Annotated in this window: 23 protein-coding genes and 1 riboswitch; of the genes, 7 read left to right on the top strand and 16 right to left on the bottom strand. The window is 59.3% G+C overall.

Annotation, left to right across the window (positions count from 1 at the left end):
- The 8 genes from RGM3321_RS23475 to RGM3321_RS23440 form a co-directional block, all read right to left on the bottom strand.
- Positions 1 to 534 carry a TIGR02281 family clan AA aspartic protease gene (locus RGM3321_RS23475; protein ID WP_244395037.1) on the bottom strand — a complete coding sequence of 178 codons (534 nt, stop codon included), beginning with the start codon at positions 532 to 534 and terminating at the stop codon, positions 1 to 3.
- Positions 531 to 1508, bottom strand: coding sequence for an esterase-like activity of phytase family protein (locus tag RGM3321_RS23470; protein ID WP_005731106.1), 978 nt, complete (start codon positions 1506 to 1508; stop codon positions 531 to 533). Before RGM3321_RS23470 ends, RGM3321_RS23475 begins: the two co-directional genes overlap by 4 nt.
- The gene (gene parE / locus RGM3321_RS23465; RefSeq protein WP_244395036.1) at positions 1505 to 3409 is read right to left on the bottom strand and encodes a DNA topoisomerase IV subunit B; all 1905 of its coding nucleotides are present in this window, start codon (positions 3407 to 3409) and stop codon (positions 1505 to 1507) included. Before parE ends, RGM3321_RS23470 begins: the two co-directional genes overlap by 4 nt.
- Positions 3410 to 3485: 76 nt before the next feature.
- Positions 3486 to 4103, bottom strand: a complete 618-nt coding sequence (locus RGM3321_RS23460) for a YqiA/YcfP family alpha/beta fold hydrolase (RefSeq protein WP_244395035.1) — start codon at positions 4101 to 4103, stop codon at positions 3486 to 3488.
- A gap of 88 nt (positions 4104 to 4191) precedes the next feature.
- Entirely contained in the window at positions 4192 to 4998 is an 807-nt protein-coding gene (gene cpdA / locus RGM3321_RS23455) for a 3',5'-cyclic-AMP phosphodiesterase (protein ID WP_244395034.1), read from the bottom strand.
- A gap of 87 nt (positions 4999 to 5085) precedes the next feature.
- On the bottom strand, positions 5086 to 5460 hold the full coding sequence (locus tag RGM3321_RS23450) for a hypothetical protein (RefSeq protein ID WP_244395033.1): 375 nt from the start codon (positions 5458 to 5460) through the stop codon (positions 5086 to 5088).
- A 198-nt stretch (positions 5461 to 5658) separates the two neighbouring features.
- Positions 5659 to 6111, bottom strand: a complete 453-nt coding sequence (locus RGM3321_RS23445) for a DUF1249 domain-containing protein (RefSeq protein ID WP_002551796.1) — start codon at positions 6109 to 6111, stop codon at positions 5659 to 5661.
- Positions 6102 to 6719, bottom strand: coding sequence for an NUDIX domain-containing protein (locus RGM3321_RS23440; protein ID WP_002551795.1), 618 nt, complete (start codon positions 6717 to 6719; stop codon positions 6102 to 6104). The genes RGM3321_RS23445 and RGM3321_RS23440 overlap by 10 nt, the downstream gene beginning before the upstream one ends.
- A 207-nt stretch (positions 6720 to 6926) precedes the next feature.
- On the opposite strand from RGM3321_RS23440, the gene RGM3321_RS23435 reads away from it, so the two are divergent.
- Entirely contained in the window at positions 6927 to 7673 is a 747-nt protein-coding gene (locus RGM3321_RS23435; RefSeq protein WP_244395032.1) for an RsiV family protein, read from the top strand.
- Here the strand turns inward: RGM3321_RS23435 and cytX are convergent.
- Together cytX and thiC are read right to left on the bottom strand one after the other, a co-directional pair.
- Entirely contained in the window at positions 7642 to 8931 is a 1290-nt protein-coding gene (gene cytX, locus RGM3321_RS23430) for a putative hydroxymethylpyrimidine transporter CytX (RefSeq protein WP_244395031.1), read from the bottom strand. The two genes, RGM3321_RS23435 and cytX, sit on opposite strands and share 32 nt — an antisense overlap.
- Positions 8932 to 9247: 316 nt before the next feature.
- Positions 9248 to 11137 carry a phosphomethylpyrimidine synthase ThiC gene (gene thiC / locus RGM3321_RS23425; protein WP_005731099.1) on the bottom strand — a complete coding sequence of 630 codons (1890 nt, stop codon included), beginning with the start codon at positions 11135 to 11137 and terminating at the stop codon, positions 9248 to 9250.
- A 155-nt stretch (positions 11138 to 11292) separates the two neighbouring features.
- Positions 11293 to 11397: riboswitch (TPP riboswitch) on the bottom strand.
- Positions 11398 to 11558: 161 nt separating this feature from the next.
- Between thiC and RGM3321_RS23420 the strand changes: the two genes are divergently transcribed.
- Complete coding sequence (locus tag RGM3321_RS23420) at positions 11559 to 12998, top strand: TolC family outer membrane protein (protein ID WP_244395030.1); 1440 nt, start codon at positions 11559 to 11561, stop codon at positions 12996 to 12998.
- A gap of 122 nt (positions 12999 to 13120) precedes the next feature.
- Here RGM3321_RS23420 and waaA read toward each other — a convergent pair whose 3' ends face one another.
- Positions 13121 to 14401 (bottom strand): lipid IV(A) 3-deoxy-D-manno-octulosonic acid transferase, encoded by a 1281-nt coding sequence (waaA, locus tag RGM3321_RS23415; protein WP_244395029.1) that lies wholly within the window; start codon positions 14399 to 14401, stop codon positions 13121 to 13123.
- Between the two features lie 69 nt (positions 14402 to 14470).
- Here waaA and RGM3321_RS23410 point away from each other — a divergent pair, with 69 nt between their 5' ends.
- From RGM3321_RS23410 to RGM3321_RS23395, 4 genes are read left to right on the top strand one after another with little or no spacing between them, the layout of a single operon-like run.
- Positions 14471 to 14803, top strand: a complete 333-nt coding sequence (locus RGM3321_RS23410; RefSeq protein WP_002551789.1) for an SMR family transporter — start codon at positions 14471 to 14473, stop codon at positions 14801 to 14803.
- Between the two features lie 48 nt (positions 14804 to 14851).
- Positions 14852 to 16027, top strand: coding sequence for an FAD-dependent oxidoreductase (locus tag RGM3321_RS23405; protein ID WP_244395028.1), 1176 nt, complete (start codon positions 14852 to 14854; stop codon positions 16025 to 16027).
- A complete protein-coding gene (locus RGM3321_RS23400) occupies positions 16024 to 16839 on the top strand; it encodes an aldo/keto reductase (protein ID WP_019742281.1) in 816 nt (271 codons plus the stop codon). The genes RGM3321_RS23405 and RGM3321_RS23400 overlap by 4 nt, the downstream gene beginning before the upstream one ends.
- 36 nt (positions 16840 to 16875) lie before the next feature.
- Complete coding sequence (locus RGM3321_RS23395; protein WP_244395027.1) at positions 16876 to 17832, top strand: metal ABC transporter ATPase; 957 nt, start codon at positions 16876 to 16878, stop codon at positions 17830 to 17832.
- 48 nt (positions 17833 to 17880) lie between these two features.
- Here RGM3321_RS23395 and hldE read toward each other — a convergent pair whose 3' ends face one another.
- Both hldE and msbA read right to left on the bottom strand, forming a co-directional pair.
- The gene (hldE, locus tag RGM3321_RS23390) at positions 17881 to 19305 is read right to left on the bottom strand and encodes a bifunctional D-glycero-beta-D-manno-heptose-7-phosphate kinase/D-glycero-beta-D-manno-heptose 1-phosphate adenylyltransferase HldE (RefSeq protein WP_244395026.1); all 1425 of its coding nucleotides are present in this window, start codon (positions 19303 to 19305) and stop codon (positions 17881 to 17883) included.
- 127 nt (positions 19306 to 19432) lie between these two features.
- Positions 19433 to 21235: a lipid A export permease/ATP-binding protein MsbA gene (gene msbA / locus RGM3321_RS23385; RefSeq protein WP_244395025.1), complete on the bottom strand. Its 1803-nt coding sequence runs from the start codon at positions 21233 to 21235 to the stop codon at positions 19433 to 19435.
- A gap of 178 nt (positions 21236 to 21413) precedes the next feature.
- Between msbA and RGM3321_RS23380 the strand changes: the two genes are divergently transcribed.
- Positions 21414 to 22052 (top strand): toluene tolerance protein, encoded by a 639-nt coding sequence (locus tag RGM3321_RS23380; protein ID WP_244395024.1) that lies wholly within the window; start codon positions 21414 to 21416, stop codon positions 22050 to 22052.
- A gap of 45 nt (positions 22053 to 22097) precedes the next feature.
- On the opposite strand, the gene RGM3321_RS23375 is transcribed toward RGM3321_RS23380, so the two are convergent.
- From RGM3321_RS23375 to RGM3321_RS23365, 3 genes are read right to left on the bottom strand one after another with little or no spacing between them, the layout of a single operon-like run.
- Positions 22098 to 23267 (bottom strand): O-antigen ligase domain-containing protein, encoded by a 1170-nt coding sequence (locus tag RGM3321_RS23375; protein WP_244395023.1) that lies wholly within the window; start codon positions 23265 to 23267, stop codon positions 22098 to 22100.
- Entirely contained in the window at positions 23257 to 24030 is a 774-nt protein-coding gene (locus RGM3321_RS23370; RefSeq protein WP_244395022.1) for a glycosyltransferase family 2 protein, read from the bottom strand. The genes RGM3321_RS23375 and RGM3321_RS23370 overlap by 11 nt, the downstream gene beginning before the upstream one ends.
- Before the next feature lie 31 nt (positions 24031 to 24061).
- Positions 24062 to 25018, bottom strand: coding sequence for a glycosyltransferase (locus RGM3321_RS23365; RefSeq protein WP_244395021.1), 957 nt, complete (start codon positions 25016 to 25018; stop codon positions 24062 to 24064).
- Positions 25019 to 25024: the final 6 nt, after the last annotated feature.

The following is a 25024-nucleotide window of genomic DNA, read 5'->3' as shown; positions in this document are numbered from 1 at the left end:
TTATTTCGTTGACTGGCGCAGCAGCAAGTTGCCGCCACGCTGTGTGAATTCGAGTTGTTTCATGGCACTCATGCCCAGCAGCACCTGCTCACCGTCCAGACCGGGTGCCACCAGAGCACGCACATTGGTCAGGACTATATCGCCCAGTTGCAAGCGGTCGAGCGTGGTCCGGAAACCCTGACTGTTGCCATTGGCCGTGTTGACCGTGACCGCAAAGCCGCGTTTCAGGCCCAGGCTGTCAGCCATATCCCCGGGTACGGCCACGTCGGTCGCCCCGGTGTCGATCATGAACTCTACCGTCCGGCCGTTGATCTGGCCGGTACTGACAAAGTGCCCCTGACGATTACCCGCCAGTTGCACTTCGATGTATCCGTCACCGTGTTGCGAGGCAACCACCGTATTGGGGTTCTGTTGCTTGTCTTCCCAACTGCCGAAAAAGCGCGTCGCCAGAAACAGGCCAGCGGCCCAGGCAACGATCATCAATATCTTGCCAGCGCGCTTGCCGGGTTGCGGTTGATTCGCTGGCTGGCTCACTGACCGGCGCTCCAGCCCGCCTCAGGCGCAGCGAACCGCCAGACAATCGGGCGTTTTTCACCGTCGGCGCGCGCACCGAAGTTATTGTCGATGCCAATCCATGCGCCCTTCTCGTCCACCACCAGCGCTTCGGTCAGGCCATAGGGCTGATCATAACGACGCGAAGGCACCATCGCTTCCTTGGCGAACGACCAGCAACGTTCGATCTGCCCGGTCTCAAGCCCACGCCGACAGATGCGATAGGCCGCTCGCTCGAGCGTGAACAGCTTGCCGTTGTATAGCGAAAGGTCGGAAAAGTCCGTGGACACGGTCTTGTGCCCCTGTTCTGCGGGAAGCAGGTCTTTACCGTCTTCGGACAGCAGCACGCAGCTTTGCCCGCAGCTCCATTGTTCCTTGTCACGCTGCACCACCAGCAGCCCGCGTTTCTCGCGCTCGGCGGCCAGCCAGATGCGGTCGCCCGAGGCGTTCACGGCGATACCTTCGAAAATCGCATTGAAGTGTTGCAACATGCCCTGGCCGCGCGCCTGTTCTATCAGCGCTTGCGGCAAATCCAGCCAGAACGGTGCACCACTGACCGGAACCTTGAGCACCGTGCCATAGGCCTCGCTGACCAGATAGCGATTACCGGCTGCATCACAACTCACGCCTTCGAAATCCAGATCACCACCACGCACCAACGCGGAAAGGCCTGCCAGCGAACGCAACTTGAGCGGCAGATAGCTGTGTGGCGCAGGTGCGTCAATGCGGTGTGCTTCTGCCTTCCAGGTGTTTTGCGACACATCGAGGCTATACAGCACATTGTCGTCACGGTCGGAAACGGTCCACAGCTGGCCATTGCACATGGCCAGACCCGACAGATTGCCGCCGACCATGTCGTCTACCGGGTGCTCGGATTGCAGTTTCAGGACCTCAAGCGGCGCGGCGAAAACCGGCGCGGCAACCAGGGTCAGGGCGGCGAGCCAGGCTCGTATCAAGTCAGGACCTCGGCGAGGTTGCCCTTCGATTCAAGCCAGGACTTGCGATCACCTGCACGCTTCTTCGCCAGCAACATGTCCATCATTTCCGACGTAGCAGCGAAATCATCCAGCGTGAGCTGCACCAGACGCCGTGTGTTCGGGTCCATGGTGGTTTCGCGCAGCTGCGGCGGGTTCATTTCACCCAGGCCTTTGAATCGGGTGACCTGTGGTTTGCCACGTTTCTTTTCAGCCACCAGACGGTCGAGAATTCCGTCGCGCTCGCTTTCGTCCAGCGCGTAATAGATTTCCTTGCCCAGGTCGATCCGGTACAGCGGCGGCATGGCCACATACACATGCCCGGCGTCGACCAGCGGACGGAAGTGCTGAACGAACAACGCACACAGCAGCGTTGCAATGTGCAGACCGTCCGAGTCGGCGTCAGCAAGGATGCAGATCTTGCCGTAACGCAACTGGCTGATATCCGCCGCACCCGGATCAACCCCGATGGCAACCGCGATGTTGTGCACTTCCTGGCTGGCGAGCACTTCGCCGCCGTCGACTTCCCAGGTGTTCAGAATCTTGCCGCGCAGGGGCAGGATGGCCTGGAATTCCTTGTCCCTTGCCTGCTTGGCCGAACCACCGGCGGAATCACCTTCGACCAGAAACAGCTCGGAGCGCGCCGGATCCTGTCCGGCACAGTCAGCCAGTTTGCCCGGTAGTGCGGGGCCTTGGGTAATGCGCTTGCGTTCGACCTTCTTGCTGGCCTTGAGGCGGCGACCGGCGTTGTTGATCGCCAGGTCAGCCAGTTGCAGGCCCAGCTCCGAGTGGGTATTGAGCCACAGACTGAAAGCGTCCTTGACCACGCCGGAAACGAACGCCGCCGCTTCACGGGAAGACAGCCTCTCTTTGGTCTGGCCGGAAAACTGCGGTTCCTGCATCTTCATCGACAGGACGAAGGCAATTCGCTCCCAGACGTCTTCCGGTGCCAGCTTGACGCCCCGCGGCAACAGGTTGCGGAACTCGCAGAACTCGCGCATCGCATCCAGCAAGCCCTGGCGCAAGCCGTTCACATGGGTACCGCCCTGCGCCGTGGGGATCAGGTTGACGTAGCTTTCCTGAACGCTGTCGCCACCTTCGGGCAGCCAGAGCAGCGCCCAGTCGACCGCTTCCTTGTTACCGGCGAAGCTGCCGCAGAACGGTTCATCCGGCAGTCGCAGGAAGTCGCTGACCGAATCCTGCAGATACGAGCGCAAGCCGTCTTCGTAATGCCACTCGACTTTTTCGTTAGTGGATTTGTCTTCAAAGCTGACCAGCAGGCCCGGACACAGAACCGCCTTGGCCTTGAGCACGTGCTTGAGGCGGCTGACCGAGAACTTCGGGGTGTCGAAATACTTCGGATCGGGCGCGAAATAGACGCTGGTCCCGGTGTTGCGCTTGCCGACAGTGCCGATAACCGCCAGCTCTGTGGCCTTATAGCCGTCGGCGAAGGTCATTTCGTATTCGTTGCCATCGCGCTTGACCCGCACCCGAACCTGAGTGGAAAGCGCGTTGACCACGGAAATCCCTACGCCGTGCAGGCCGCCGGAGAACTGGTAGTTCTTGTTGGAAAACTTGCCACCCGCATGCAGCTTGGTGAGGATCAGCTCGACGCCGGACACCCCTTCTTCCGGGTGAATGTCCACCGGCATGCCGCGGCCGTCGTCGGACACCTCAAGCGAGTTGTCGGCATGAAGGATGACCTGAACCGAGCGCGCGTGACCAGCCAGAGCTTCGTCGACACTGTTGTCGATGACTTCCTGAGCCAGGTGGTTGGGCCGCGAGGTGTCGGTGTACATGCCCGGACGTTTGCGAACCGGATCGAGGCCCGAGAGGACTTCGATGGCGTCTGCGTTATAAGAGCTAGCGCTGGGAGTGGCCATGGGTTCTCGTTATCAATCTTTCATGGAATTTCGGGGGTTCAATGTTCTTGCATTCAGTAGGCCGGGCATCGATCGTCTACAGCGCCGACAGGTCGATCTTTTGCAGTAGATCGGGGGCAAACCCGGCAAAGCTCAACAACGCTGGCATTTGCTCGGCAAAACCCTGAAAACTGTGGTCGCCGCCCGCCTGAATGCGCAACGCACAGGCCCGGTAAAACTTCTCGGCGCGACGATAATCAAGGGTCTCGTCACCGGTCTGCAACCACACCTGAAACTGCTGTGAGTCCTGGGGAGCAGGAACCTCCAGCTCGGCCAGCGCCTGAATATGGTCTTCGGTCAACTGCCACTGCTCGCCGGTGTACAGGTTCTGCTGCACGCCGAGAAACCCGTCAAACAGCTGATGCGGGTTGACTGCCGGGTTGATCAGCACCGCCTTGAGGCCATGCTGCTGCGCCAAATGAGTCGCATAGTAGCCGCCGAGCGAGCTGCCGACCAGTAATGGCCGTCCCAGCTCCTTTATAGCGGTTTCAAGCTGACCCATAGCCTGACGCGGATGGTGATGCAGTTCAGGGACTTGCAGACGATCAGCCAGACCCAACGACTTCATCAGCGCGGCCAACTGGCAGGCCTTTCTCGACAGGGCCGAGCTGTTCAAGCCATGAATGTATAGCAATGAAGGTGTGTCGCTCGTCACGCTGTCGCTCCCGAGTGCAAGGCAAAGCCGTGTAGTTTACAGGGACTTACGCTACAACACCTCACTGGAAACGTGTCCGCCCGCTCATTCAGTAGCCAGTACCGCCGTAATCGACTTCGAATTCCATGCCAACCACTCTGGAAACAGCGGTTTCCAGCCGTCCGTCGTCATACAGTCGCAGCCAGCGATAGCCCGGCGCCGTGGTGTCCACCTTGAAATCGGCACTGCCAGGCGCGAACTGAATGCAGGTCGAAGGCGACGCCAGCAGGCGCACACCATTGCGCATCTGGTCGAACTCCTGATGCACATGCCCCCACAATACAGCCCGAACCTGCGGGAATCGATCCAGCACCGCAAACAACGCATCGGCATTGCGCAGACCGATGGGTGCCATCCATTCACAGCCAATGGCCACCGGGTGATGGTGCAGGCAGACCAGATGATGCCGGTCAGGTGCTTCGCTCAGTGACTGTTCCAGCAATTGCAATTGCCCAGTGGCCAGAAAACCTGGCACCGAACCGGGCACTGCCGAATCCAGCAGCGTCACCCGCCACTGGCCGATGTTGATGATCGGATCAAGCAGCCCTTCAGCCTGTGCGACATGCTCCATCTGCGGCAATTCATCGTGATTACCGGCAAACCAGCGCGCAGGCGCTGCGATCTGCGCGCTTATCCGGCGAAACGCTTCATAAGACTCGACGCTGCCATCCTGGGAGATATCCCCGCTTGCAACCACAAGATCAACCTGCGGCTGCTCGGCGAGGACCAGATCAACGACTTTTTCCAGACTGTCGCGGGTACTCATACCCAACAACGCCCCGTCCGCCTCGGCGAACAGGTGGCTGTCGGATATCTGCACCAGCAAAACTGACGATGAAGGGGCTGCGCTTGGCAAGACCGTCTCCCAGAGAGGATTCAGCGCGATTATGTGATGTGGCAGCGGGCGGGTAAACCGGGAATGTGAGCGCAGACGAGCATTTGGTCACATTTGCTGATTCGCTCGGCGCTTGAGCACAATTGAAGCAATAAGTCCGGCCGACACCATGCCCGCCAGTCCCGCACCCAAGAGATAGCTCAGCACCCGCTCATAAGGCATTCCAGGCCAGAGATATCCCGCCAACAAAAGCTCCAGGACAACGCCAAGAATCATTCCTGCCAGTCCAGCCAGATGAACGACCCACGGCATGAGCCTTAAAGACAGAATACCGATGACCACTCCGATAATGGCCGTATATAGAAAGTGTTCCCAACGCAGAGCGCTGCCTGTCAGGGTTATCAGCCCTAGATAGCTGAAAAGGCTGAGGGTGATTCCCGAGAAGCATGCTAACTGACATCCGGGGGAGCCTAAGCCACTCATTCGTTATACCTGCAAATCAATTCAGGTCGAATGTAAGGCATGTTGTTTCAAATCCAAGATGCCGGGGGATTTTCAGAAACCACCTACAAGACTGGAGCCTGCCCGCTGTCAGCTGACGTCACTTATCGGTCAATTGGGTGCAGGAAAAAATACAGGGCGAGGCCAAGGAGCAGTAGCGCGATAACAATTGAAGAGGGGTTAACGCACCGCCTCAAACTCATGCCCGCACGCCAGGCAATGACTCAGCCATTCCCCCAGAAACAGATTGAGCTGGGCCTTTTCATCCGGTTGGTGCATGTCGGCATTGGGGTAGGGATAAATGCCGCGAAAGCGCCGCGCATGCTCGGCGCCGATGACTTCGGCCATGCGTGCATCGTGATAGACCTGCACTTCGAGCACCGGCACCGGCAGCCACGGCAGGCTATGTTCCTGGCGGACTTGCAGGGTGGTGGTGTACGGGCAGTCGAGCAATACCTCGACGGCCAGTACGCCCAGCATCTGGTCACCCTGTGTAACGGCGACGCGGCGTGAGCGCTGTTCGTTGCGCATGTCGGGCAGCAGGCGCATCAGGCGCGCGTAGTTGGCCTCACACGCAGCCTGCAGTCCGGCAAGGTCGACACGGTAGCGCTCGCGCAATAGATTCACGACCATAAACCCCTTATCTCCGCACGATTCAGCGCCAGCCATTGCAGGGCGATAATCGTCGACGCGTTTTTGATTGTTCCGTCTTTCATCGCCTGCATTGCGTCGTCGAATGACCAGACCGTGACCCGGATGTCTTCGCCTTCGGACTCAAGCCCGTGAATTCCGCCTGCCCCCTCACTGCTGCACTGCCCCAGGTACAAGTGAACAAACTCATTACTGCCACCTGGAGAAGGAAAGTATTTGGTGATGGGCCAAAGCGAGCGGAACACCAGTCCAGCTTCCTCCTCTGCCTCGCGATGAGCAACTTCTTCCGGCTGTTCATCCTTGTCGATCAGCCCGGCGACCAGTTCGATCAGCCACGGGTTGCTGGTCTTTTCCATGGCACCCACGCGGAACTGCTCGATGAGCACCACTTCGTCACGCTTGGCATCGTAAGGCAGTACGCAAACCGCATCGTGGCGAACGAAAAGCTCGCGGCTGATTTCCTTGCTCATGCCACCTGCGAACAGCTCATGGCGCACATGCAGCTTGTCCAGCCTATAGAAGCCCTTGAAGCAGTTTTCACGCTGTATGGTTTCAAAAGCGCTTGGTGCAGATCGTGTGGTCTGGGTCATGGGTTTCTCGCTTGCCGCCGTTTTTGACATCGGGTCATCCTAACGCGCATCGACGTTAAGATGCAGCCCCTTTGAAGATGCAGGGTAGACGGCCGGGACTTAAAACAATTCTAATCTGCCATGATCGAACCGAAGACGTTGTTTACAGTCCAACCAGCCTGCATACGCACAACGCAACCGCCTTTACTGAAACTGCCAAGGATCAACATGTCGTTACTGAGGATCACTTCACTGGCTTGCCTGGCCCTGTTGCTCGGCGCCTGCCAAAGCCTCTTCACGCCCAACATGCGCACACCGCTGCAAGTCCAGCGCGATGCCTCCGAGCTGATCAAGCCAGGCTGCACCACGGCGGACTGCCCGCTGGTGAACATCGATACCGTGCATTTCCCCGATGAGCCGCGATTGGACGCCATCGTCCAGAAGACCCTGCTGCAACTGACCGTTGCCGACAGCAGCGCCTCGCCGCCTGCGTCTATCAAAGCCTATCAGGAGCAGTTCCTGAGCCAGGCCCAGGGTCGCAACGCCAGCTATCTGCAGGCCAAGGTACGCGAGCAGCATGACGGTATCGTGGTTGTCGAACTGTCCAGCTACCTGGATACCGGTGGTGCCCACGGCAACCCTGGCCGGGCGTTCATCAACTATTCGCGTCAGCAGCAGAAAGTCCTGACCCTGGCAGACATGATCATCCCGGGCAAGGAAAGCGAGTTCTGGCAGAAGGCCCAACTGGCCCATCAGGGCTGGCTGGTCTCGACCAAGATGAATGAAGACAGCGAGTTCATGAAGACCTGGCCGTTCAAGCGCACGCCACACATCGCGCTGACCTACGGCGCGGTGATCCTCAAGTACTCGGTGGATACCATTGCGCCGTATTCGATGGGTCACATCGAGCTGAAGATTCCTTACCCTCAGCTCAATGGCATCCTCAAGCCGGAACTGTTCCCCGGTCGCGGTTGATTGCACCGCCGATCAACAGCTGCAACACGCCAGCGACAACGAGCGCTGGCAGTGTTGCACCGACATTCGGGTAAAAACCAGCCAGCAGGTGATAGGTGCTGAGCCCGCCCAGCCACGCCAGCAGACTCATCCAGCGCAAACCGCCCTCCACCACCCGACCACTGCGACGACGCAGGATGAAATGGTCGACCAGCACCACGCCGAACAGCGGCGCAAACACCGAGCCGATCAGCAGCAGGAAGTTCTGGTATTGGGCCAGCGGTGCCAGACAGGCGATCAGCGTGCAGATCACGCCGATGATCAATGCCAGGTGCTCGACGTTGATGCGTGACAGCAAAGCACTCGATACCGCCGCCGAATGAATATCGGCGAACGCATTTTCCGTCTCATCCAGCAGAATCAGCAGCAGCGGGATGCCCAGACCTGCGCCGGCCAGCGCCAGCAGCAAGGCATTGACCTCACCGCTCGGCGCGAACGCCAATGTATAGGCAACGCCCAGACTCATCAGCCAGAAGTTGCCAATGAAAAAGCCTGCAGCCGTGCCGCCGAAGACACTTTTCGCACGCTGGCCGAAGCGCGAGTAGTCGGCAATCAGCGGCAGCCAGGACAGCGGCATGGCGATGGCAATGTCGAACCCCGAGGCAAACGGCAGTGAACCATCACCGGATGTCGCCCACAGCGCTGCCAGATCAGCCTTGCTCAGCAGATTCCAGGTCAGCCATGAACACGCGGCCAGCAGTATCCAGATCCCCCACTTGCGCAAGAATCGGCGCACGAAGGTCAATGGTCCGCTGACCGCCAGCAGAGTGGCCAGCGCGCCGAAAAACAGTGTCCAGAGCAGCGGACTGGTCCACAGACTGCCCTGCGAAAAAGCCCGATCGCCCAACAGACTGGCAGCATCGCGCATGACGATGATCTCGAACGACCCCCAACCGATCAGTTGCAGCAGGTTCAACACTGCGGGCAGCGACGCGCCTTTGCTGCCCAAGCTGAGTTTGAGAGCTGCCATGGACGACAAACCGGTGTCACTGCCGATCACGCCGACACTGGCGAGCAGTAAAACGCCCACCAGCGTGCCGAGAAAAATCGCCAGCATCGAGCCAGACATACCCAGCCCCGGCGCCAGCAAGGCCCCGGTTTGCAGCACCATCAAACCGATGCCGAGGGAAAACCACAGGGAAAACAGATCCCGCCCACCAAACACCCGCTGGCTGGCGGGTACAGGGGTGTCGGGAGAATAGGTGCCGGGTGTGTTCACAGAGGGGTCTCGTGTGGAAAGTCAAGGAACCGGGTGCAGCCGCACTGCACCTTCAGAATCGGACGCAGAGCACACTTCTGCCCGTAGGGGCGTAGGAGTGACCGGGGCGGCGATCCGCATTGTTCGCGAAAGCTTTATTCCGGGCGATACATCTTCAGCGGATGTAACGGCCCTTTCGCGAACAAGTTCGCTCCTACGCCCTTCGGGCAGAAGCCAAGCCCTTTCGCGAACAATGCGGGATCGCTGCCCCGGTCGCTCCTACGACCTTCGGCCAGAATCAAAAGCGGAACTGTGTATAACGACGGGCTATCGCCCTCTACACCTTCTTGTACAACTGGCTGCCTTCCTGCTTGAAGCGCTCGGCCTGTTCGGCCAGGCCTTTGGCGACGTCAACGTCGACTGCTTCGATGCGCTGATTGGCGGCGTACTCGCGTACTTCCTGGGTGATTTTCATCGAGCAGAATTTCGGCCCGCACATGGAACAGAAATGCGCGACCTTGGCCGAATCCTTGGGCAGGGTTTCATCGTGGTACGAGCGTGCGGTGTCCGGGTCCAGGCCAAGGTTGAACTGGTCTTCCCAGCGGAACTCGAAACGCGCCTTGCTCAAGGCGTTGTCACGGATCTGCGCGCCCGGATGGCCTTTGGCAAGGTCCGCTGCGTGGGCTGCGATCTTGTAGGTGATGATGCCGGTCTTCACGTCATCCTTGTTCGGCAGCCCCAGGTGCTCTTTGGGCGTGACGTAACACAGCATGGCGCAACCGAACCAGCCAATCATCGCGGCACCGATGCCCGACGTGATGTGGTCATACCCCGGCGCAATATCGGTGGTCAGCGGGCCCAGAGTGTAAAACGGCGCTTCGTCGCAGCATTCCAGCTGCTTGTCCATGTTTTCCTTGATCAACTGCATCGGCACATGACCGGGTCCTTCGATCATGGTCTGCACGTCGTGCTTCCAGGCGATCTTGGTCAGTTCACCCAAGGTTTCCAGCTCACCGAACTGCGCAGCATCGTTGGCGTCGGCAATAGAGCCCGGACGCAAGCCATCGCCCAGCGAGAAGCTGACGTCATAAGCCTTCATGATTTCGCAGATGTCTTCGAAATGGGTGTACAGGAAGTTTTCCTGGTGATGCGCCAGGCACCACTTGGCCATAATTGAACCACCACGGCTGACAATACCGGTCACACGCTTGGCGGTCAGCGGCACATAACGCAGCAACACACCTGCGTGGATGGTGAAGTAATCAACGCCCTGCTCGGCCTGCTCGATCAGCGTGTCGCGGAACAGCTCCCAAGTCAGGTCCTCAGCCGCACCGCCCACCTTTTCCAGAGCCTGATAGATAGGCACTGTGCCGATCGGCACCGGCGAGTTGCGGATGATCCATTCGCGGGTTTCATGAATATGCTTGCCGGTGGACAGATCCATGACCGTGTCCGAACCCCAGCGAATGCCCCAGGTCAGTTTGGCAACTTCTTCTTCGATGGAAGATCCCAGCGCGCTGTTGCCGATGTTGCCGTTGATCTTCACCAGGAAGTTGCGGCCGATGATCATCGGTTCCAGTTCGACGTGATTGATGTTGGCCGGAATGATCGCGCGACCACGGGCGATCTCTTCGCGCACGAACTCGGCAGTAATTTCCTTCGGGATGCTCGCGCCGAAGCTGTGCCCCGCATGTTGCTGGGTCAGCAGGCCTGCGGCGCGGGCTTCCTGAAGCTTCATGTTTTCGCGGATGGCGACGTATTCCATCTCGGCAGTAATGATGCCCTGACGCGCATAGTGCATCTGGCTGACGTTGGCGCCGGCCTTGGCACGACGCGGGTTGCGCACATGAGCAAAGCGCAGCGCAGTCAGTTCGGCGTCGCTCAGGCGTTGCTGGCCGAAGTTGGAGCTCAGGCCGGGCAGACGCTCGGTGTCATTGCGCGAGTCGATCCAAGGCGAGCGAACATCCGCCAGGCCTTTGCGCACATCGATTATCACGTTGGGGTCGGTGTACGGGCCGGAGGTGTCATAGACCGTGACCGGCGCGTTGATCTCGCCGCCAAAGTCAGTCGGCGTGACGTCCAGAGTAATTTCGCGCATCGGCACGCGGATGTCCGGGCGCGAGCCCTGAACGTAGATTTTCTGCGAACGGGTAAACGGCTGTACCGATCCGGAATCGACTTGTGCCGACTCGCTCAAATGGGCTGCATTTTTTAGTGTTGTACTCATCACGGCTCTCCAGACATCCGGTTGCGGATTTATTGTCGGAGTGACCTGACGTGACGGACGGGTGCACCAGTGCTGGTGCTGAGTATCGAAAGGAGGCGAACGTTGTTCGTTTTTTGAACAGTCGACCCCGGACGGTACTCAAGAGGACTCGCCGGGAGACGAGAAATCTTGTTCCCTACGCAGGCGCTAACCTGATCAGGTTCAACGGGATCCGGTTTAACCGATCTCAGCCTCATAGCAAGGCACCCCGACAAGAACGCGATCAGTCTATGCCGGGGCGCGGTCGCAATGCCAGCCTATTTGCACAGGGCTCGATAAATGGCGCAAATCGCCGATTGTTGCTAAAAGAGTCTGGCTCTACACTCGCTAACCCGGTTTCTCTTAAACCGTGATTACTTTTTTCATGAACAGGGAATGCCTCATGCTGCGCAAACTTTCGTTGGTTGTGGCCGTTTCGTTTGCGTCCAGCGGACTGACGTGGGCAGCCGATGTGCCACTGCCGACCCAGACAGGCCTGCTGAATGTCTATCAGCAGGCGGTGGACAACAACGCCGACCTTGCGGCATCCCGCGCCGATTACGATGCCCGCAAGGAAGCCGTACCGCAGGCCCGTGCCGGTTTGCTGCCGAACATTTCCGGCAGCGCACAAAGCAACAATACCCGCACCAGCATCGACCAGCCCAGAGCCGTTGCCACCCGCAGCGGTAACGTCTATCAAGCAACCCTGAGCCAGCCGATCTTCCGTGCCGACCGCTGGTTCCAGTTGCAGGCCGCCGAGGCGAGCAACGAACAGGCGGCACTCGAGCTGTCTGCTACCGAGCAGAACCTGATCCTGCAAGCGGCGCAAAGCTATTTCAGCGTGCTGCGCGCCCAGGACAATCTGGCCTCGACCAAGGCCGAGGAAGCAGCGTTCAAACGCCAGCTCGATCAGGCCAACGAGCGTTTCGATGTCGGCCTGTCGGACAAGACCGACGTGTTGCAGGCGCAGGCCAGCTACGACACCTCGCGCGCCAGCCGGATTCTCGCCAAGCGCCAGGTGGACGATGCGTTTCAGGCTCTGGTGACGCTGACCAATCGTGAATACAACTCCATCGAAGGCATCGTGCATACCTTGCCTGTGCTAGCGCCAACGCCAAACGATGCCAAGGCCTGGGTCGATACCGCAGCACAACAGAACCTCAACCTGCTGGCCAGTAACTACGCCGTCAATGCTGCCGAGGAAACCCTGCGTCAACGCAAGGCCGGGCACGCCCCTACACTCGATGCCGTGGCGACTTATCAGCGTGGCGACAACGACTCACTGGGTTTCAGTAACCCTAACTACACCGGGCGCAATTATGGCGGCGACGTCGAGCAGCGCAGTATTGGCGTGCAGTTGAATATCCCGATCTACAGCGGTGGCCTGACCAGTTCACAGGTCCGCGAGGCTTACGCGCGCCTGAGCCAGAGCGAGCAACGCCGTGAAAGCCTGCGTCGTCAGGTGGTGGAAAACACGCGCAACCTGCACCGTGCGGTGAATACCGATGTCGAGCAGGTCCAGGCCCGCAAACAGTCGATCATCTCCAACCAGAGCGCACTGGAAGCCACCGAAATCGGTTATCAGGTGGGCACCCGCAACATTGTCGACGTGCTGGATGCGCAGCGCCAGTTGTATGCCTCGGTGCGTAACTACAACAACACGCGCTATGACTACATCCTCGACAACCTGCGCCTCAAGCAGGCGGCAGGCACTTTGAACCCGGGCGACCTGCAGGATCTTTCACGCTACCTGAAGGCTGATTACAACCCGGACAAGGACTTCCTTCCGCCCGACCTGGCAACCGCCGCGCAGAAGAACTTCGAGCGACCCGCAAAGCGCTGACAGGTGACGCAGAGCGTCACGAAATGCATTCCCACGCTGGAGCGTGAGGAACGAGAATCTCAACTATCGTGCCCATGCTCCGCGTGGGTATGCCGCTCTGGACGCTCTGCGTCCTCCCCGATTCAGCGCCTGCCCATCAGCCGCCCGATCCCGGCGAGCAGACGTTGTAGCGCGCCCTGATTGGCTTTCATCACTGCCAGCCCTGTATCGGCCATGCTGCGGGCCTGCTGTGGCTGGTCGAAAAGCCCCTGCACGGCGGTGGCCAACGCGGCTGCGTCGCTGACTTCCTGCAGCGCACCGGCAGTGTGCAGCATGGCGGCAATCTCGAGGAAGTTGAACAGGTGCGGGCCGCTGAGTACCGGTTTGGCCAGCGCCGCAGGCTCCAGCAGGTTGTGGCCCCCGTTAGGCACCAGGCTGCCGCCCACAAAAGCGATATCCGCCAGCGCATAGAGAAACAGCAATTCGCCCATGGTATCGCCCATCAGTACCGAGACGTCCGGCGTGACAGCCTGCGCGGACGAACGCCGAACCGTCGCAAAACCCTGCTGCTGACACAGCGCATGCACGCTGTCGAAACGCTCGGGATGGCGCGGTACCAGGATCAGCAGCGCATCAGGATGGCTCGTCAATAACGTGCGATGAGCTGAAAGAACGCTTTCATCCTCGCCCGCATGGGTGCTGGCGGCGATCCATACCGGACGCTGCGCGGTCTGCCATTGTTCACGCTGCTGGGCGGCACGCTTCAGAAGCTGCGGGTCGATACTCAGGTCGAACTTGATCGAGCCGGTCACCGCCACGCACTCGGGACGTGCGCCCAGATCACGAAAGCGCTGCGCCTCAGCTTCAGTCTGCACCGCGAACCAGGCCATTTCCGTGAGCATCGGTCGCGTCAGCCCGGCAAAACGCGCGTAACCCCGCGCCGAGCGCTCCGAAAGCCGCGCATTGGCGAGCACCACGGGAATCCCGCGCAGGGAACACTGATGGATGTGGTTGGGCCACAGTTCGGTTTCCATGATGATGCCCAGCCGTGGCTGCACCTGATCGAGAAAGCGAGCGGCCGCCCACGGCAGGTCGTAGGGCAGGTAGCAATGCTGAATGCGCGGCTCGCTGGCGAACAGCGCCTTGATTCGCTCCGAACCTGTGGGCGTCATGCAAGTCACAGTGATCGGCAACTGCGGATATTGCACCAGCAGCGAGCGAATCATCGGCGCGGCGGCGATGCTTTCACCCACCGACACCGCATGCACCCAGATACCGCCCCGCTGCATGACCGGCAAGCCGCGGGCGAAGCGCTCGCCGATGCGCTGGCGATACGCCGGGGCCTTGCGCGCACGCAACCACAGGCGCAGGGCAACCAGTGGCAGGCCAAGATGAAACAGTAGGGTATAAAGAGTTCTATTCATGGGCGCGGAGTTTATCAGCCCGCCATCACAAGTCGCTAGAATGCGCAGCCTGACGAAAAGGAATGCACCATGAACGCTTATTATCTGCTGGCTATCGCCGTATGCGCGGAAGTCATCGCCACCACATCCATGAAAGCCGTGAAAGGGTTCAGCACTCCCCTGCCGCTGTTGCTGCTGATCACTGGTTATGCGATTGCATTCTGGATGCTGATTCTGGTGATGCGCACGATCCCGGTCGGCATCACCTACGCCATCTGGTCGGGCATGGGCATTGTCATGGTGAGCATTGCGGCGTTCTTCATCTACGGCCAGAAACTCGACCTGCCCGCGTTGTTGGGCATGGGCATGATTGTGGCTGGCGTAGCCGTCATCCAGCTGTTCTCGAAAACCGCCGGGCATTGAAAAGCCGATCCTTTATAATGCTCGTACTTTTTGCTCACTGAGGTGCTCATGCCATCGGTTATTTCCACTGACGTGCTGATTGTCGGGGCTGGCGTAGCCGGTCTATGGCTCAACGCCCGGTTGCGTCGTCAAGGGTTCTCGACAGTGCTGGTAGAAAGCGCCAGCCTGGGTGGCGGGCAAAGCCTCAAGTCTCAGGGAATCATCCACGGCGGTGCCAAGTACGCGCTGCACGGTGCGCTTTCCGGTGCCTCCGAGGCCATCGCCGACATGCCGCGCCGCTGGCGTGAAGCTCTCGATGGCAAGGGCGAGCTGGACCTGTCCGGTGTACGCCTGCTGTCCGAGGCCCACTACTTGTGGTCGCCGGGCAGCATCGCCGGCAACCTCACCAGCTTCTTTGCAAGCAAGGCGGTGCGCGGCCGTGTGGATCAGGTCAAGGGCGAGCAACTGCCACCTGCACTGCAAAACCCCAAATTCAAGGGCAAGGTCTATCGCCTCGCGGAGCTGGTGGTCGATGTGCCGAGCCTGATCGAGCGACTCGCCGAGCTGGCCGGTGACAGCCTGCTGGCCGGTCAGAGCATCGAGCCGCTGTACGAGGGCGATGAGCTGATCGGGCTGCGCGTCGATGGGCGCGATATTCATGCCCAGCGCATCGTACTCAGTGCCGGCGGCGGAAATGCCGATCTGCTCAATGCACTTGGCGTGTCGCAACCGCAGATGCAGCGCCGCCCCTTGCACATGGTGCTGGTCAAGGGCCCGACCCTGAAACCGCTGTTCGCCCACTGCCTGGGTGGCGGCCCCAAGCCGCGCATCACAGTCACCACCCATCCTGCGGCTGACGGCCAGTGTGTGTGGTATCTGGGCGGCGATCTGGCTGAGGCCGAGGGTGTGTCGCGCGAGCCGGACGCGCAGATCGCCGTCGCCCGCAAGGAGCTTGAAGCCCTGCTGCCGTGGGTCGATCTGAGTCAGGCGCAGTGGGCGACCCTGCGCGTGGACCGCGCCGAGCCTGCCCAGTCGGGGCTGGTGCGACCAGACAACGCCTTTCTCGACAGCCAGCGTCGCCTGATGGTTGGCTGGCCTACCAAACTGGCACTGGCCCCGGACTTCGCTGACCGGGTTCTGTCGCAGCTTTCGAGAGATGGCATTCACCCGACACCGCAGTCACCGCTGGTTGATGTGCCACGGCCGCCGATGGCCATACCTGTCTGGGATGAGCTGCTGCCATGAGCCTGAAAACCCTGCACGACCTGCATCGCCCGCTCGGCAATAGCGGCCTGAGCGTATCGCCCCTTGGCCTGGGCACCGTCAAACTGGGCCGCGACCAGGGCGTCAAATACCCCAGCGGTTTCAAGATTCCCGATGACCAGCAGGCGCAGATGCTGCTGCGCATGGCCCGCGACATGGGCATCAACCTGATCGACACTGCACCCGCCTATGGCACCAGCGAAGAACGGCTCGGGCCGTTGCTGCGCGGTCAGCGCCAGGATTGGGTGATTGTCAGCAAGGTCGGCGAAGAATTCGATAACGGCCAGTCGAGCCATGACTTCAGCGCTGAACACACCCGCAAATCGGTCGAGCGCAGCCTGAAACGACTTGAAACCGATTTTCTCGATCTGGTGCTGGTGCATTCGGACGGCAACGACCTGGCGATACTCAACGAGGCCGAGGTGTATCAGACCCTCGCCGACCTCAAGCGCGAAGGCAAGATTCGCGGCTTCGGCTTTTCCGGCAAGACGGTCGAAGGCGGCTTGCTGGCATTGCGCGAAGGTGATTGTGCGATGGTCACCTACAACCTCAACGAGCAAGGCGAGAAACCGGTGCTGGATTACGCTGCCGCCCATGGCAAAGGCATCCTGGTGAAGAAGGCGCTCGCCAGTGGTCATGTCTGCCTGACGCCGGGCATGGATCCGGTGCAGGCCAGTTTCCAACTACTGTTTGAACATCCGGCGGTTGCCAGTGCTATTGTCGGCACCATCAATCCGTTGCACCTGGCGCACAACGTTGCAACTGCCGCTGCCGTGATTTGCCGTCAAGCCTGATTGAGGCGGCCGACCCCAACGCAAGAAGGAGCCGTTATGCCGCGAACACTGATCCGCAAGAACCCCAGCAACTTCAAGACGCTGCCGCTGTTTGTCGAGGCCACGCCGGAAGGCCTGAGCTACCAGAGCATCGGCATGCCGATGAACTTCGCGCAGACCTTGCAGCGGCGGCGCAAGATCGACGTGCCCGACACCGAACGTTTCTCCACCGAGCTTGCCAATCTGGGGGTGTCCGTTCGCCTGACCGTCAGCTGGCAGAATCGCGATTACTGGGTGCTGGTTCGCCAGCGTCGTCAGGACCGTGGCGACGTCGTACTCAAACTGATCTCAGGCTATGTGCCGGCCCATGAACTGGCCCTGCCACTGCATACCGCCATTCAGGAAGTGGCCGAAGAGTGCATGATCGAAACGCCTCAAGGCTGGCTGAGTGGACTGTTCAAAGAGACCTGGCTGCCTGCGCCATATGCCGCTGCGCTGCATTATCGCGAGGCCATGCCCTTTCGTCTGAGCCCGCTTTCCGGCGCAGCGCGACCGGTGCGAAGCAGCAGCCTGACACTGCTGGAACGCCCACGGGCTTATGTGCATTTACCCACCGCGTCCTTGCAGCTGATTTACGACATGCGCCTGGAAATCCCCAAGGAAGCGCGCCCGGTCAGCCTTTTCCATGTCGATGAAGTGCTGGAAAACGATCAACTGGTCGCCCGCCTAAACCGCAGCAAACCCGATCTGTACCTGATGCCGCTGGAAAATGGAGTGCCGCTGCCCGAGCTGTACACGCTCAAGCGCGACAAACTGATCCCGGCTGGCACCCGAGGCCTGTACCTGGCCGAAAGTTTCGCCGCGCAGGATGGCTGGGTCGTACGTGAGGAACGGATTCGCTGGAAGGACTGGCTACGCCAGCAGGGCATGGCCCCGCCGGCGAAGAAGTCTGGACTGAAACGCCTGACCGGAAAGGCTCGGGAGCTGCTGTACGCCATGAGCCGCAAGCTTTGAGCCTCAAACCTCTTGGTTTGCTTTGGCTTGTAGCTTGCAGCTATAAAGCTAACCCTGCCCGCGGATCTTCTCGACAATCGCCGTAGTCGAGCTGTTTTCCACCAGCCCCAACACACGCACCTCGCCACCATACGCCTGGACGATATCAGCACCGACCACCTGATCGACGCCGTAATCACCGCCCTTGACCAGCACGTCGGGTTTGACGTGACTCAGCAGATTTTCAGGGGTGCCTTCAGGGAAGCTGATCACCCAGTCCACAGCACCCAACCCTGCCAACACGGCCATGCGCCGGTCGACGCTGTTGATCGGACGGCCCGGCCCTTTCAGACGGCTGACAGACGCGTCATCGTTGACGGCAACAATCAGACGATCACCCTGCGCCCGCGCCTGCTCCAGGTAGGTCACATGACCCGCGTGGAGAATGTCGAAGCAGCCATTGGTGAAGACGATTTTTTCCTTGTGCGCGCGCGCATCATCAACCGCCAGCAATAGTTGCTCCAGCCCCAGTACACCACGCTCGGAACCTTCTTCGCGCTGAATGGCGCGGCGCAGCTCCGGGGCGCTGATGGCTGCCGTGCCCAGCTTGCCGACCACAATGCCTGCTGCCAGATTGGCCAGCGCCACCGCATGCGGCAGTTCCTCGCCCGCAGCAATCGCTGCCGCGAGGGTGGAAATTACCGTATCACCGGCGCCGGTCACATCGAACACTTCGCGAGCACGGGCCGGCAGGTGCAGCGCCTGCTGATCAGGACGCAGCAGGGTCATGCCGTGTTCACCACGGGTCACCAGCAGCGCGCCGAGATCGAGCTCGTGCATCAACTGCGCGCCCTTAGTGACCAGTTGGGCCTCATCGACGCAATGACCGACGATGGCTTCGAACTCGCTGAGGTTCGGCGTAATAAGGCTGGCACCGCGATAGATCGCGAAATCCTTGCCCTTGGGATCAGCCAACACCGGGATACCGCGTTTACGGGCGGCCTGAATCAGCGCCTGATGGTTTTTCAGCGCGCCCTTGCCGTAATCGGACAGGACCAGCACCTTGATGCCATCAAGCAGGCTGTAGACCTCTGCACTCAGTGCCAGCGGGTCAGTGTTGAACGGCTCTTCGAAGTCGATACGCAGTAACTGCTGATGGCGACTCATGACGCGCAGCTTGACGATGGTCGGCTGATCGGCAATACGCTGAAAACGCGCCAGCACACCCGCTGCTTTCAGGCTGTTGGTCAGACTTTCTGCGGCCTCGTCGTCACCCGTCACACCGACCAGCGAAGCCGGTGCACCCAGCGCAGCGATGTTCAACGCCACGTTGGCAGCGCCGCCCGGACGGTCTTCGATCTGATCGACCTTGACCACAGGCACTGGCGCTTCGGGGGAAATACGCGAGGTACCACCATGCCAGTATCTGTCGAGCATGACATCGCCAACCACCAGGACAGGGGCCTGATCAAAGCGCGGCATGGATAGCTTCATGGAACAACCCGTACTTGAAAAATGGACAGGGGCGGAATCTTAGCACAGGGGTTTATAACCGACAGGCTGTTGAATCACACCGCTCGAAGGCAGGCAGGCCGCAGGGGCCCGCCCGGTGAGAGTGAGGTCAGACTGCGCCGACAGGTGAAGGCTCGTCCAGGCCCATGGCATGCAGACGGGCGTAATAGCCATTCTGTGCCAACAGCTCGGTATGCGTGCCGCGCTCGACGATCTGCCCGGCGTCCATGACCAGAATCATGTCGGCCTTTTCGATGGTCGAAAGGCGGTGAGCGATAACCAGCGTGGTCCGGCCCTTCATGACGTGATCCAGCGCCGCCTGGATGTGGCGTTCGGACTCGGTGTCCAGCGCCGACGTGGCTTCGTCGAGAATCAGCAGCGGTGCGTTTTTAAGCAATGCGCGAGCAATGGCCAGACGCTGCCGTTGACCACCGGACAGCAGCACGCCGTTTTCACCCACCTGAGTATCGAACCCCTGCGGCAACTGGTCGATGAACTCCTTGGCGTAGGCGTCGGCGGCGGCCGCTTCGATGTCGGCACGCGGGGCACCTGCCAGGTCGCCATAAGCAATGTTGTTGGCGATCGTGTCGTTGAACAGCGTGACGTTCTGGTTGACCTGGGCGATGTGTCTGCGCAGGTTGCGCAAACGGTAATCATTGATTTCGACGCCATCGAGCAGGATGTTGCCCAGCTCGTGCCCGTAAAAACGCGGTATCAGATTGGCCAGGGTCGATTTACCGCTGCCGGAACGGCCTACCAGCGCAATCATCTGCCCAGGCGCTGCGGAGAAACTGATGTCATTCAACACCTGACGCTCGGTCTGCGGGTAGAAGAAGCTGAGGTTCTTCACCTCAAGGTGGCCGGTCACGCGATCACGCTCGATGGTGCCGGTATCGACTTCTTCTTCCACGTCCAGTTGTTCGAAGATGCTCTCGGCACCGGCGACGCCTTTCTGGATCGTCGAACTGACTTCCGACAGCTGGCGAATCGGCTTGGGCAGCAGACCGGCAGCAGTGATATAGGCAACCAGGTCGCCCGCTGTGGCATCGCCTCGCAGGAACAGCACCAGAAACATCAGCACAGCCATGGCGCTGTAGATCACCAGTTGCAGCATCGGCGTATAGATGGCACCGGTTTTGGTCATGCGCAGTTGTTTGCGTGTGTTGCTGTCACTGGCCTGAGCGAAGCGGTTCTGTTCGTAGGACTCGCCACCGAAGCTGCGTACCACGCGATAGCCCTGAATGGTTTCCGAGGCAACGTGCGTAACATCGCCCATCGCCACCTGAATCTTCTTGCTCTGCTTGCGGAATTTCTTGCTCGCACTGCCGACCATCAAGGCAATCAGCGGCAGGATGGCGAGCATGACCAGGGTCAGCTTCCAGTTCATCATCAACAGATAGATGAACAGGAACACCACGGTCAGACCTTCACGAATCACGACTTTGATGGCATCGGTGGCGGCACCGGTGACCATCGTGACGTTGAACGTGATACGCGAGATCAGGTGGCCAGAGTTGGTCGTATCGAAGTAACGATTGGGCAGTACCAGCAACTTGTTGAACAGCTCCACCCGCAGGTCATGGACCAACCCTAGAGACACCTTGGCCAGAAAGTAGTTACCCAGGAAAGAGCCAAGCCCCTGCCATGCGGCGATCAGAACGATCAGCAACGGCACTGCCTGCAACAGTTGCAGCTCGCGCAGATAAGGCACATTGGGGAACAGCACGGCTTCAGGGTTGGTCAGGCCATCGACAAAATATTTGAGGATGCCGGCAAGCATCGGCTGGGTCGAGGCGAAGATCACGAAACCAATGATGCTGAGCAGGAAGATGCCCACATACGGACGCACATAAGACAACAGACGGAAATAGATTTTCACGCTGGAAGTCGAGGACGATTCGGAGGTTGTCATGAGAATCCGTCGTATTAAAAAGAGGCCGCATTGTATCACAGCGGTTTTCGCGGCTGCCTGCTGCGGTAACATAGGCGGCTCGTCCATTCCCTGGGGTTCCTGATCGCTGTTTGAAGCCTGCACATCTGGCTTCTGTATGACGACCAGTAGCCCTTGGGGCGTAAAAACCGGAGTATCGATGCAAGCGCTTGACCACGCCCATTACCTTGATCTGGTTCAAGGTGCCGAAGTGCTTGAAGCCGATGGCACGGGCGACAAAGTACTACGTCTGCGTGACGGCTCCATGTTGAAATTGTTTCGACGCAAACGCCTTGTCAGCTCGGCAGCCTGGTATCCCTATGCGCAGCGCTTCGCAGACAACTGTGAAACGCTGATCAAACGCGGCATTCCCTGCCCGCGCATACGCTCGGTAAGCCGCATCGCCGAAATCGAGCGCGATGCAGTGCATTATGATCCGCTGGCAGGCTTCACCCTGCGCCAGCTATTGGGCAGTGCGGTGGCCGACGACAAGCTGCGCATGCAACTGGGGCGCTTCATTGCCCATCTGCATGAAAAGGGCATCTACTTTCGCTCGGCCCATCTGGGCAACGTTATCCTCACACCGGAAGGCGCCCTCGGGCTGATCGACATTGCCGACATGAAAACCTATCGCCGCGCATTGCGTAAAAGCCTGCGCCTGCGCAACTTCAAGCACATGTTGCGCTATCAGGAAGATCGCCAGTGGCTGCTGGATAACGGCAACCCGGCGTTTCTGGATGGCTACATGAGCGCCCAGAGCCTGTGCGACACGAGCGAACTGGTTCAGGCTATTCAGTAACGCTTTCATAAAAAATGGCCGCTTTTGAAGCGGCCATTTTTTATCTTACTGCTGCTGCCTGAGCCGATGCGCCTGCACAATACGGCCCAGCACCATCGTTGCCGGTAACAACACCAGCACCCAGAGCTCATCCGGGTTACCGACCAACTGGCCACCGTCAAAGTTGAGCATCAACAGCGCGCAGGCCAGGTAAAGGCCCCAGGCATCACCGTTGCGCAAGGCGTTCCACAGAGTCATCGCCATCACGACCAGAAACATCACCAGCGAAGCCGCGCCGGTGTACAGCCCCAGCGACACAAAAATGTTGTGTGGATGCTGGATGGGCATACCACCCGTCAGAGTCTGGGTGGTATAAAAATCGACACCACAACCCAGCACCCAGCCGCAGCGACGCCATTCACCGGTCATGATTTCAAACAGCTCGACGCGATAGGAGTCGCCTCTGACCATCAGCAGAGCGACCCACTGCTCATCTTTCACAACCCAGAAGCCTATGGCAGCCACAACGCCCGCCACCAGCAAGGCCACTGCTGTGCGCAGTGGAAAGCGGTAAAGCGAATACGCTGCGCAGATGGCAAACAGGAAGGCTGCGCCCACCAGCGCGGTGCGGGTCTGGACGACAAAGGCCGTTAACACCAAAATAACAAGAACTGCACACCCCGCTTCAATCCAGCGCCGCTCTCTGGCCCATAGCGGCAGTGCCAGGGCGAGGCTGCAAACCAGCCAGGCGCTGGTGTAGATTACATTCTCCATACGTGCCGGAAGAATGGCCACACGCTGACCGAACTCGAATTTCCCGGTCACCCAGCTATAAATGCTGCCGAGCAGGATGTACAGGCAGATGGCCCAGAACATGCCTCGCACGAACAAACCGCGACGGAAGAAACCGTTTTCCGTAATCCCGGCCACGACAAAGACAAACAGGCTGACGTAGACAATGTGCTTGTAATACTGGAACTCCTGCGCTTGCAGCGCCGGCACCAGAAAGCACGCCATGAATACAGCCCAGGCAATGCCCAGCGGTTCTGCAAACACCCCGGCGCCGCGGTACTTGATCAAGAAGAAAAAGCCCGGCAAGGCGGTGAATGCGTAAAACAGATTGTTGGTGATCTTGGCTGACGGATTAAGAATAAAACTCAGTAGAAAGACAACAATCGCTACGGTGAAATACGTCTGTACTTTGCTACTGGGGATTTTGATTCGGTCAACTGACATTATTGAGCAACCAACCTGTTACCAGACCAGCGAGCACAGCGATGATCAGCTTGACGCGATCACGACGCTTGCGACGCTGTTTGTCGAGCCGCTCCTGCGGCACCACCACATGCTCACCGAACCCGGTGTGCAACACGGCATCATTTTCCAGAATCAGAGCGTAACGGTTTTGCGCGGCAAATAATTGTGAAAGTTTCTTCTCGCCACCATGCTCGGCATACGGCGCATGCTGCTGGTAATCAGCCAGGCGGCGAAGCCCCGGATTGAAGGAAAACCCCTGCCACTCCGGCTTGTGCGAGCCCAGCTTGTAAAACGGGATACCTTCGACCACTTCACGCTCGTTCAAATAGACATAGGGGCTGTGAATACGCAGATCATGATTGTAGCTGCGCAACCAGACTTGCAATGCCTGAGGATCGTGCTTGAGCAGCGTCATTGATTCTTCAATGAAGTGCGGGCGATAGAAATCCCAGTCATCCTCGCAATGGAAAACCCAGGATGTCTCGACCAACGAATAGGCCGCATCGACAGAGCGCATCTGCCCCAGCTTGGGGTTGTTGATAATGAAACGTGTATGCGGGCGCCAGTGTTCGGGAATGCACGCCTGAACCTGAGCATCACCCGAATCTTCGGTAATCAGCACATGGCGTATGGGCGCGGTATTGAAACGGTCGAACGTTTCCAGGGTGCTCTTCAACAAGTCGAATCGACCACAACTGGTGACGACCAGCGTAATGTCGCTGTTTTCGCTGAATACCATCATTCGTTCCCAATCATTGAATATTCATAATTCCTTACCATCCCAACCGTGACCGCAAGCGATCAAGCAAGCTCATCGCCGGCATGCTGCGCAACGGCGAACGCATTGCGTCCACGATGGCTTTTCCAAGGGCATGGAATGTAAAGCGTTCTTCGACCAAAGTCTGCCCATTACAGGATATTTCGCTGGCCAGCGCGGTGTTCTCGCGCAACTTCGCCAGCTTTTCACGAAGCTCGGGAATGTCGCGATAGAGCACGATGTTGTGCATGTCGACAAAGCCCAGCGCGCGGTTTTCTTCAGCGCCCTGATCGAAGGCCAGCAGCACGCAACCGCAGGCCATGGCCTCGAAATTCTTGATCATGTACTCGCCCATGCCGACATCGGCACTGACGAAAAAGCGGATGCGGTTCAGGGTGTCGCAATACTCTTCCCCGGACTTGGTACGCGTGACGAGCAGATTCTCGACCTGCCCCAATTCGTCCAGCAATGCCTTGCGGCCGCTGTAGGCCACACTGTTGGTGCTGCCCACAAACGCCAGTTCGATGTCACGTTCACGCGTCTGCAATTGCAGCAGGCTCTGGTCATAGCCCTTGGGCACGAAAACCGCGTCGAAGCCTTCCTGGCGCAGACGCTCGCTGACCATGAACCCCGAGCAGATCACCCGCGCCCAAGGCAGCTTGCGATAGTGCGCGCTGAACTTGCCGGTGTATTTGCAAGGAATGTAGTTCTGGTAGGCATCGTGTTCGAGGATGACCAGATTGGGGATCGTGCGGATAAACCCTACCTGACGCACTTCCTGCTTGAAGCGCAGGAAAAACACTATCCGGTCATAACGGCTGACGTCCACCTCGCGGCGGAAATAGCCACGCAGGTTGCGCTGCTCCCCGGAACTCAGCCAGCGCACGTCGCATTCGCAGTGTGCCGTGATGCCGTCATAGAGACGGTCCAGAATCGCACGCTGCTCTTTCTGGACCAGAAGTAGAACTTTCATGGATTT

The sequence above is a fragment of the Pseudomonas sp. RGM 3321 genome, from assembly GCF_022836805.1.
In the GTDB taxonomy this organism is placed as follows: domain Bacteria; phylum Pseudomonadota; class Gammaproteobacteria; order Pseudomonadales; family Pseudomonadaceae; genus Aquipseudomonas.
Note: the sequence above shows the minus strand (reverse complement) of the source record. Positions and strands in the feature narration are given on the sequence as shown.

Excerpts from the sequence above, each read along its gene's own strand:
- msbA (WP_244395025.1), bottom strand. The coding sequence starts at position 21,235 with ATGACAACCTCCGAATCGTCCTCGACTTCCAGCGTGAAAATCTATTTC.
- RGM3321_RS23410 (WP_002551789.1), top strand. The coding sequence starts at position 14,471 with ATGAACGCTTATTATCTGCTGGCTATCGCCGTATGCGCGGAAGTCATC.
- RGM3321_RS23440 (WP_002551795.1), bottom strand. The coding sequence starts at position 6,719 with ATGACCCAGACCACACGATCTGCACCAAGCGCTTTTGAAACCATACAG.
- RGM3321_RS23450 (WP_244395033.1), bottom strand. The coding sequence starts at position 5,460 with ATGAGTGGCTTAGGCTCCCCCGGATGTCAGTTAGCATGCTTCTCGGGA.
- RGM3321_RS23380 (WP_244395024.1), top strand. The coding sequence starts at position 21,414 with ATGCAAGCGCTTGACCACGCCCATTACCTTGATCTGGTTCAAGGTGCC.
- RGM3321_RS23435 (WP_244395032.1), top strand. The coding sequence starts at position 6,927 with ATGTCGTTACTGAGGATCACTTCACTGGCTTGCCTGGCCCTGTTGCTC.
- waaA (WP_244395029.1), bottom strand. The coding sequence starts at position 14,401 with ATGAATAGAACTCTTTATACCCTACTGTTTCATCTTGGCCTGCCACTG.
- RGM3321_RS23365 (WP_244395021.1), bottom strand. The coding sequence starts at position 25,018 with ATGAAAGTTCTACTTCTGGTCCAGAAAGAGCAGCGTGCGATTCTGGAC.
- RGM3321_RS23420 (WP_244395030.1), top strand. The coding sequence starts at position 11,559 with ATGCTGCGCAAACTTTCGTTGGTTGTGGCCGTTTCGTTTGCGTCCAGC.
- parE (WP_244395036.1), bottom strand. The coding sequence starts at position 3,409 with ATGGCCACTCCCAGCGCTAGCTCTTATAACGCAGACGCCATCGAAGTC.
- RGM3321_RS23405 (WP_244395028.1), top strand. The coding sequence starts at position 14,852 with ATGCCATCGGTTATTTCCACTGACGTGCTGATTGTCGGGGCTGGCGTA.
- RGM3321_RS23395 (WP_244395027.1), top strand. The coding sequence starts at position 16,876 with ATGCCGCGAACACTGATCCGCAAGAACCCCAGCAACTTCAAGACGCTG.
- RGM3321_RS23375 (WP_244395023.1), bottom strand. The coding sequence starts at position 23,267 with ATGTCAGTTGACCGAATCAAAATCCCCAGTAGCAAAGTACAGACGTAT.
- hldE (WP_244395026.1), bottom strand. The coding sequence starts at position 19,305 with ATGAAGCTATCCATGCCGCGCTTTGATCAGGCCCCTGTCCTGGTGGTT.
- RGM3321_RS23400 (WP_019742281.1), top strand. The coding sequence starts at position 16,024 with ATGAGCCTGAAAACCCTGCACGACCTGCATCGCCCGCTCGGCAATAGC.
- RGM3321_RS23445 (WP_002551796.1), bottom strand. The coding sequence starts at position 6,111 with ATGGTCGTGAATCTATTGCGCGAGCGCTACCGTGTCGACCTTGCCGGA.
- RGM3321_RS23370 (WP_244395022.1), bottom strand. The coding sequence starts at position 24,030 with ATGATGGTATTCAGCGAAAACAGCGACATTACGCTGGTCGTCACCAGT.
- thiC (WP_005731099.1), bottom strand. The coding sequence starts at position 11,137 with ATGAGTACAACACTAAAAAATGCAGCCCATTTGAGCGAGTCGGCACAA.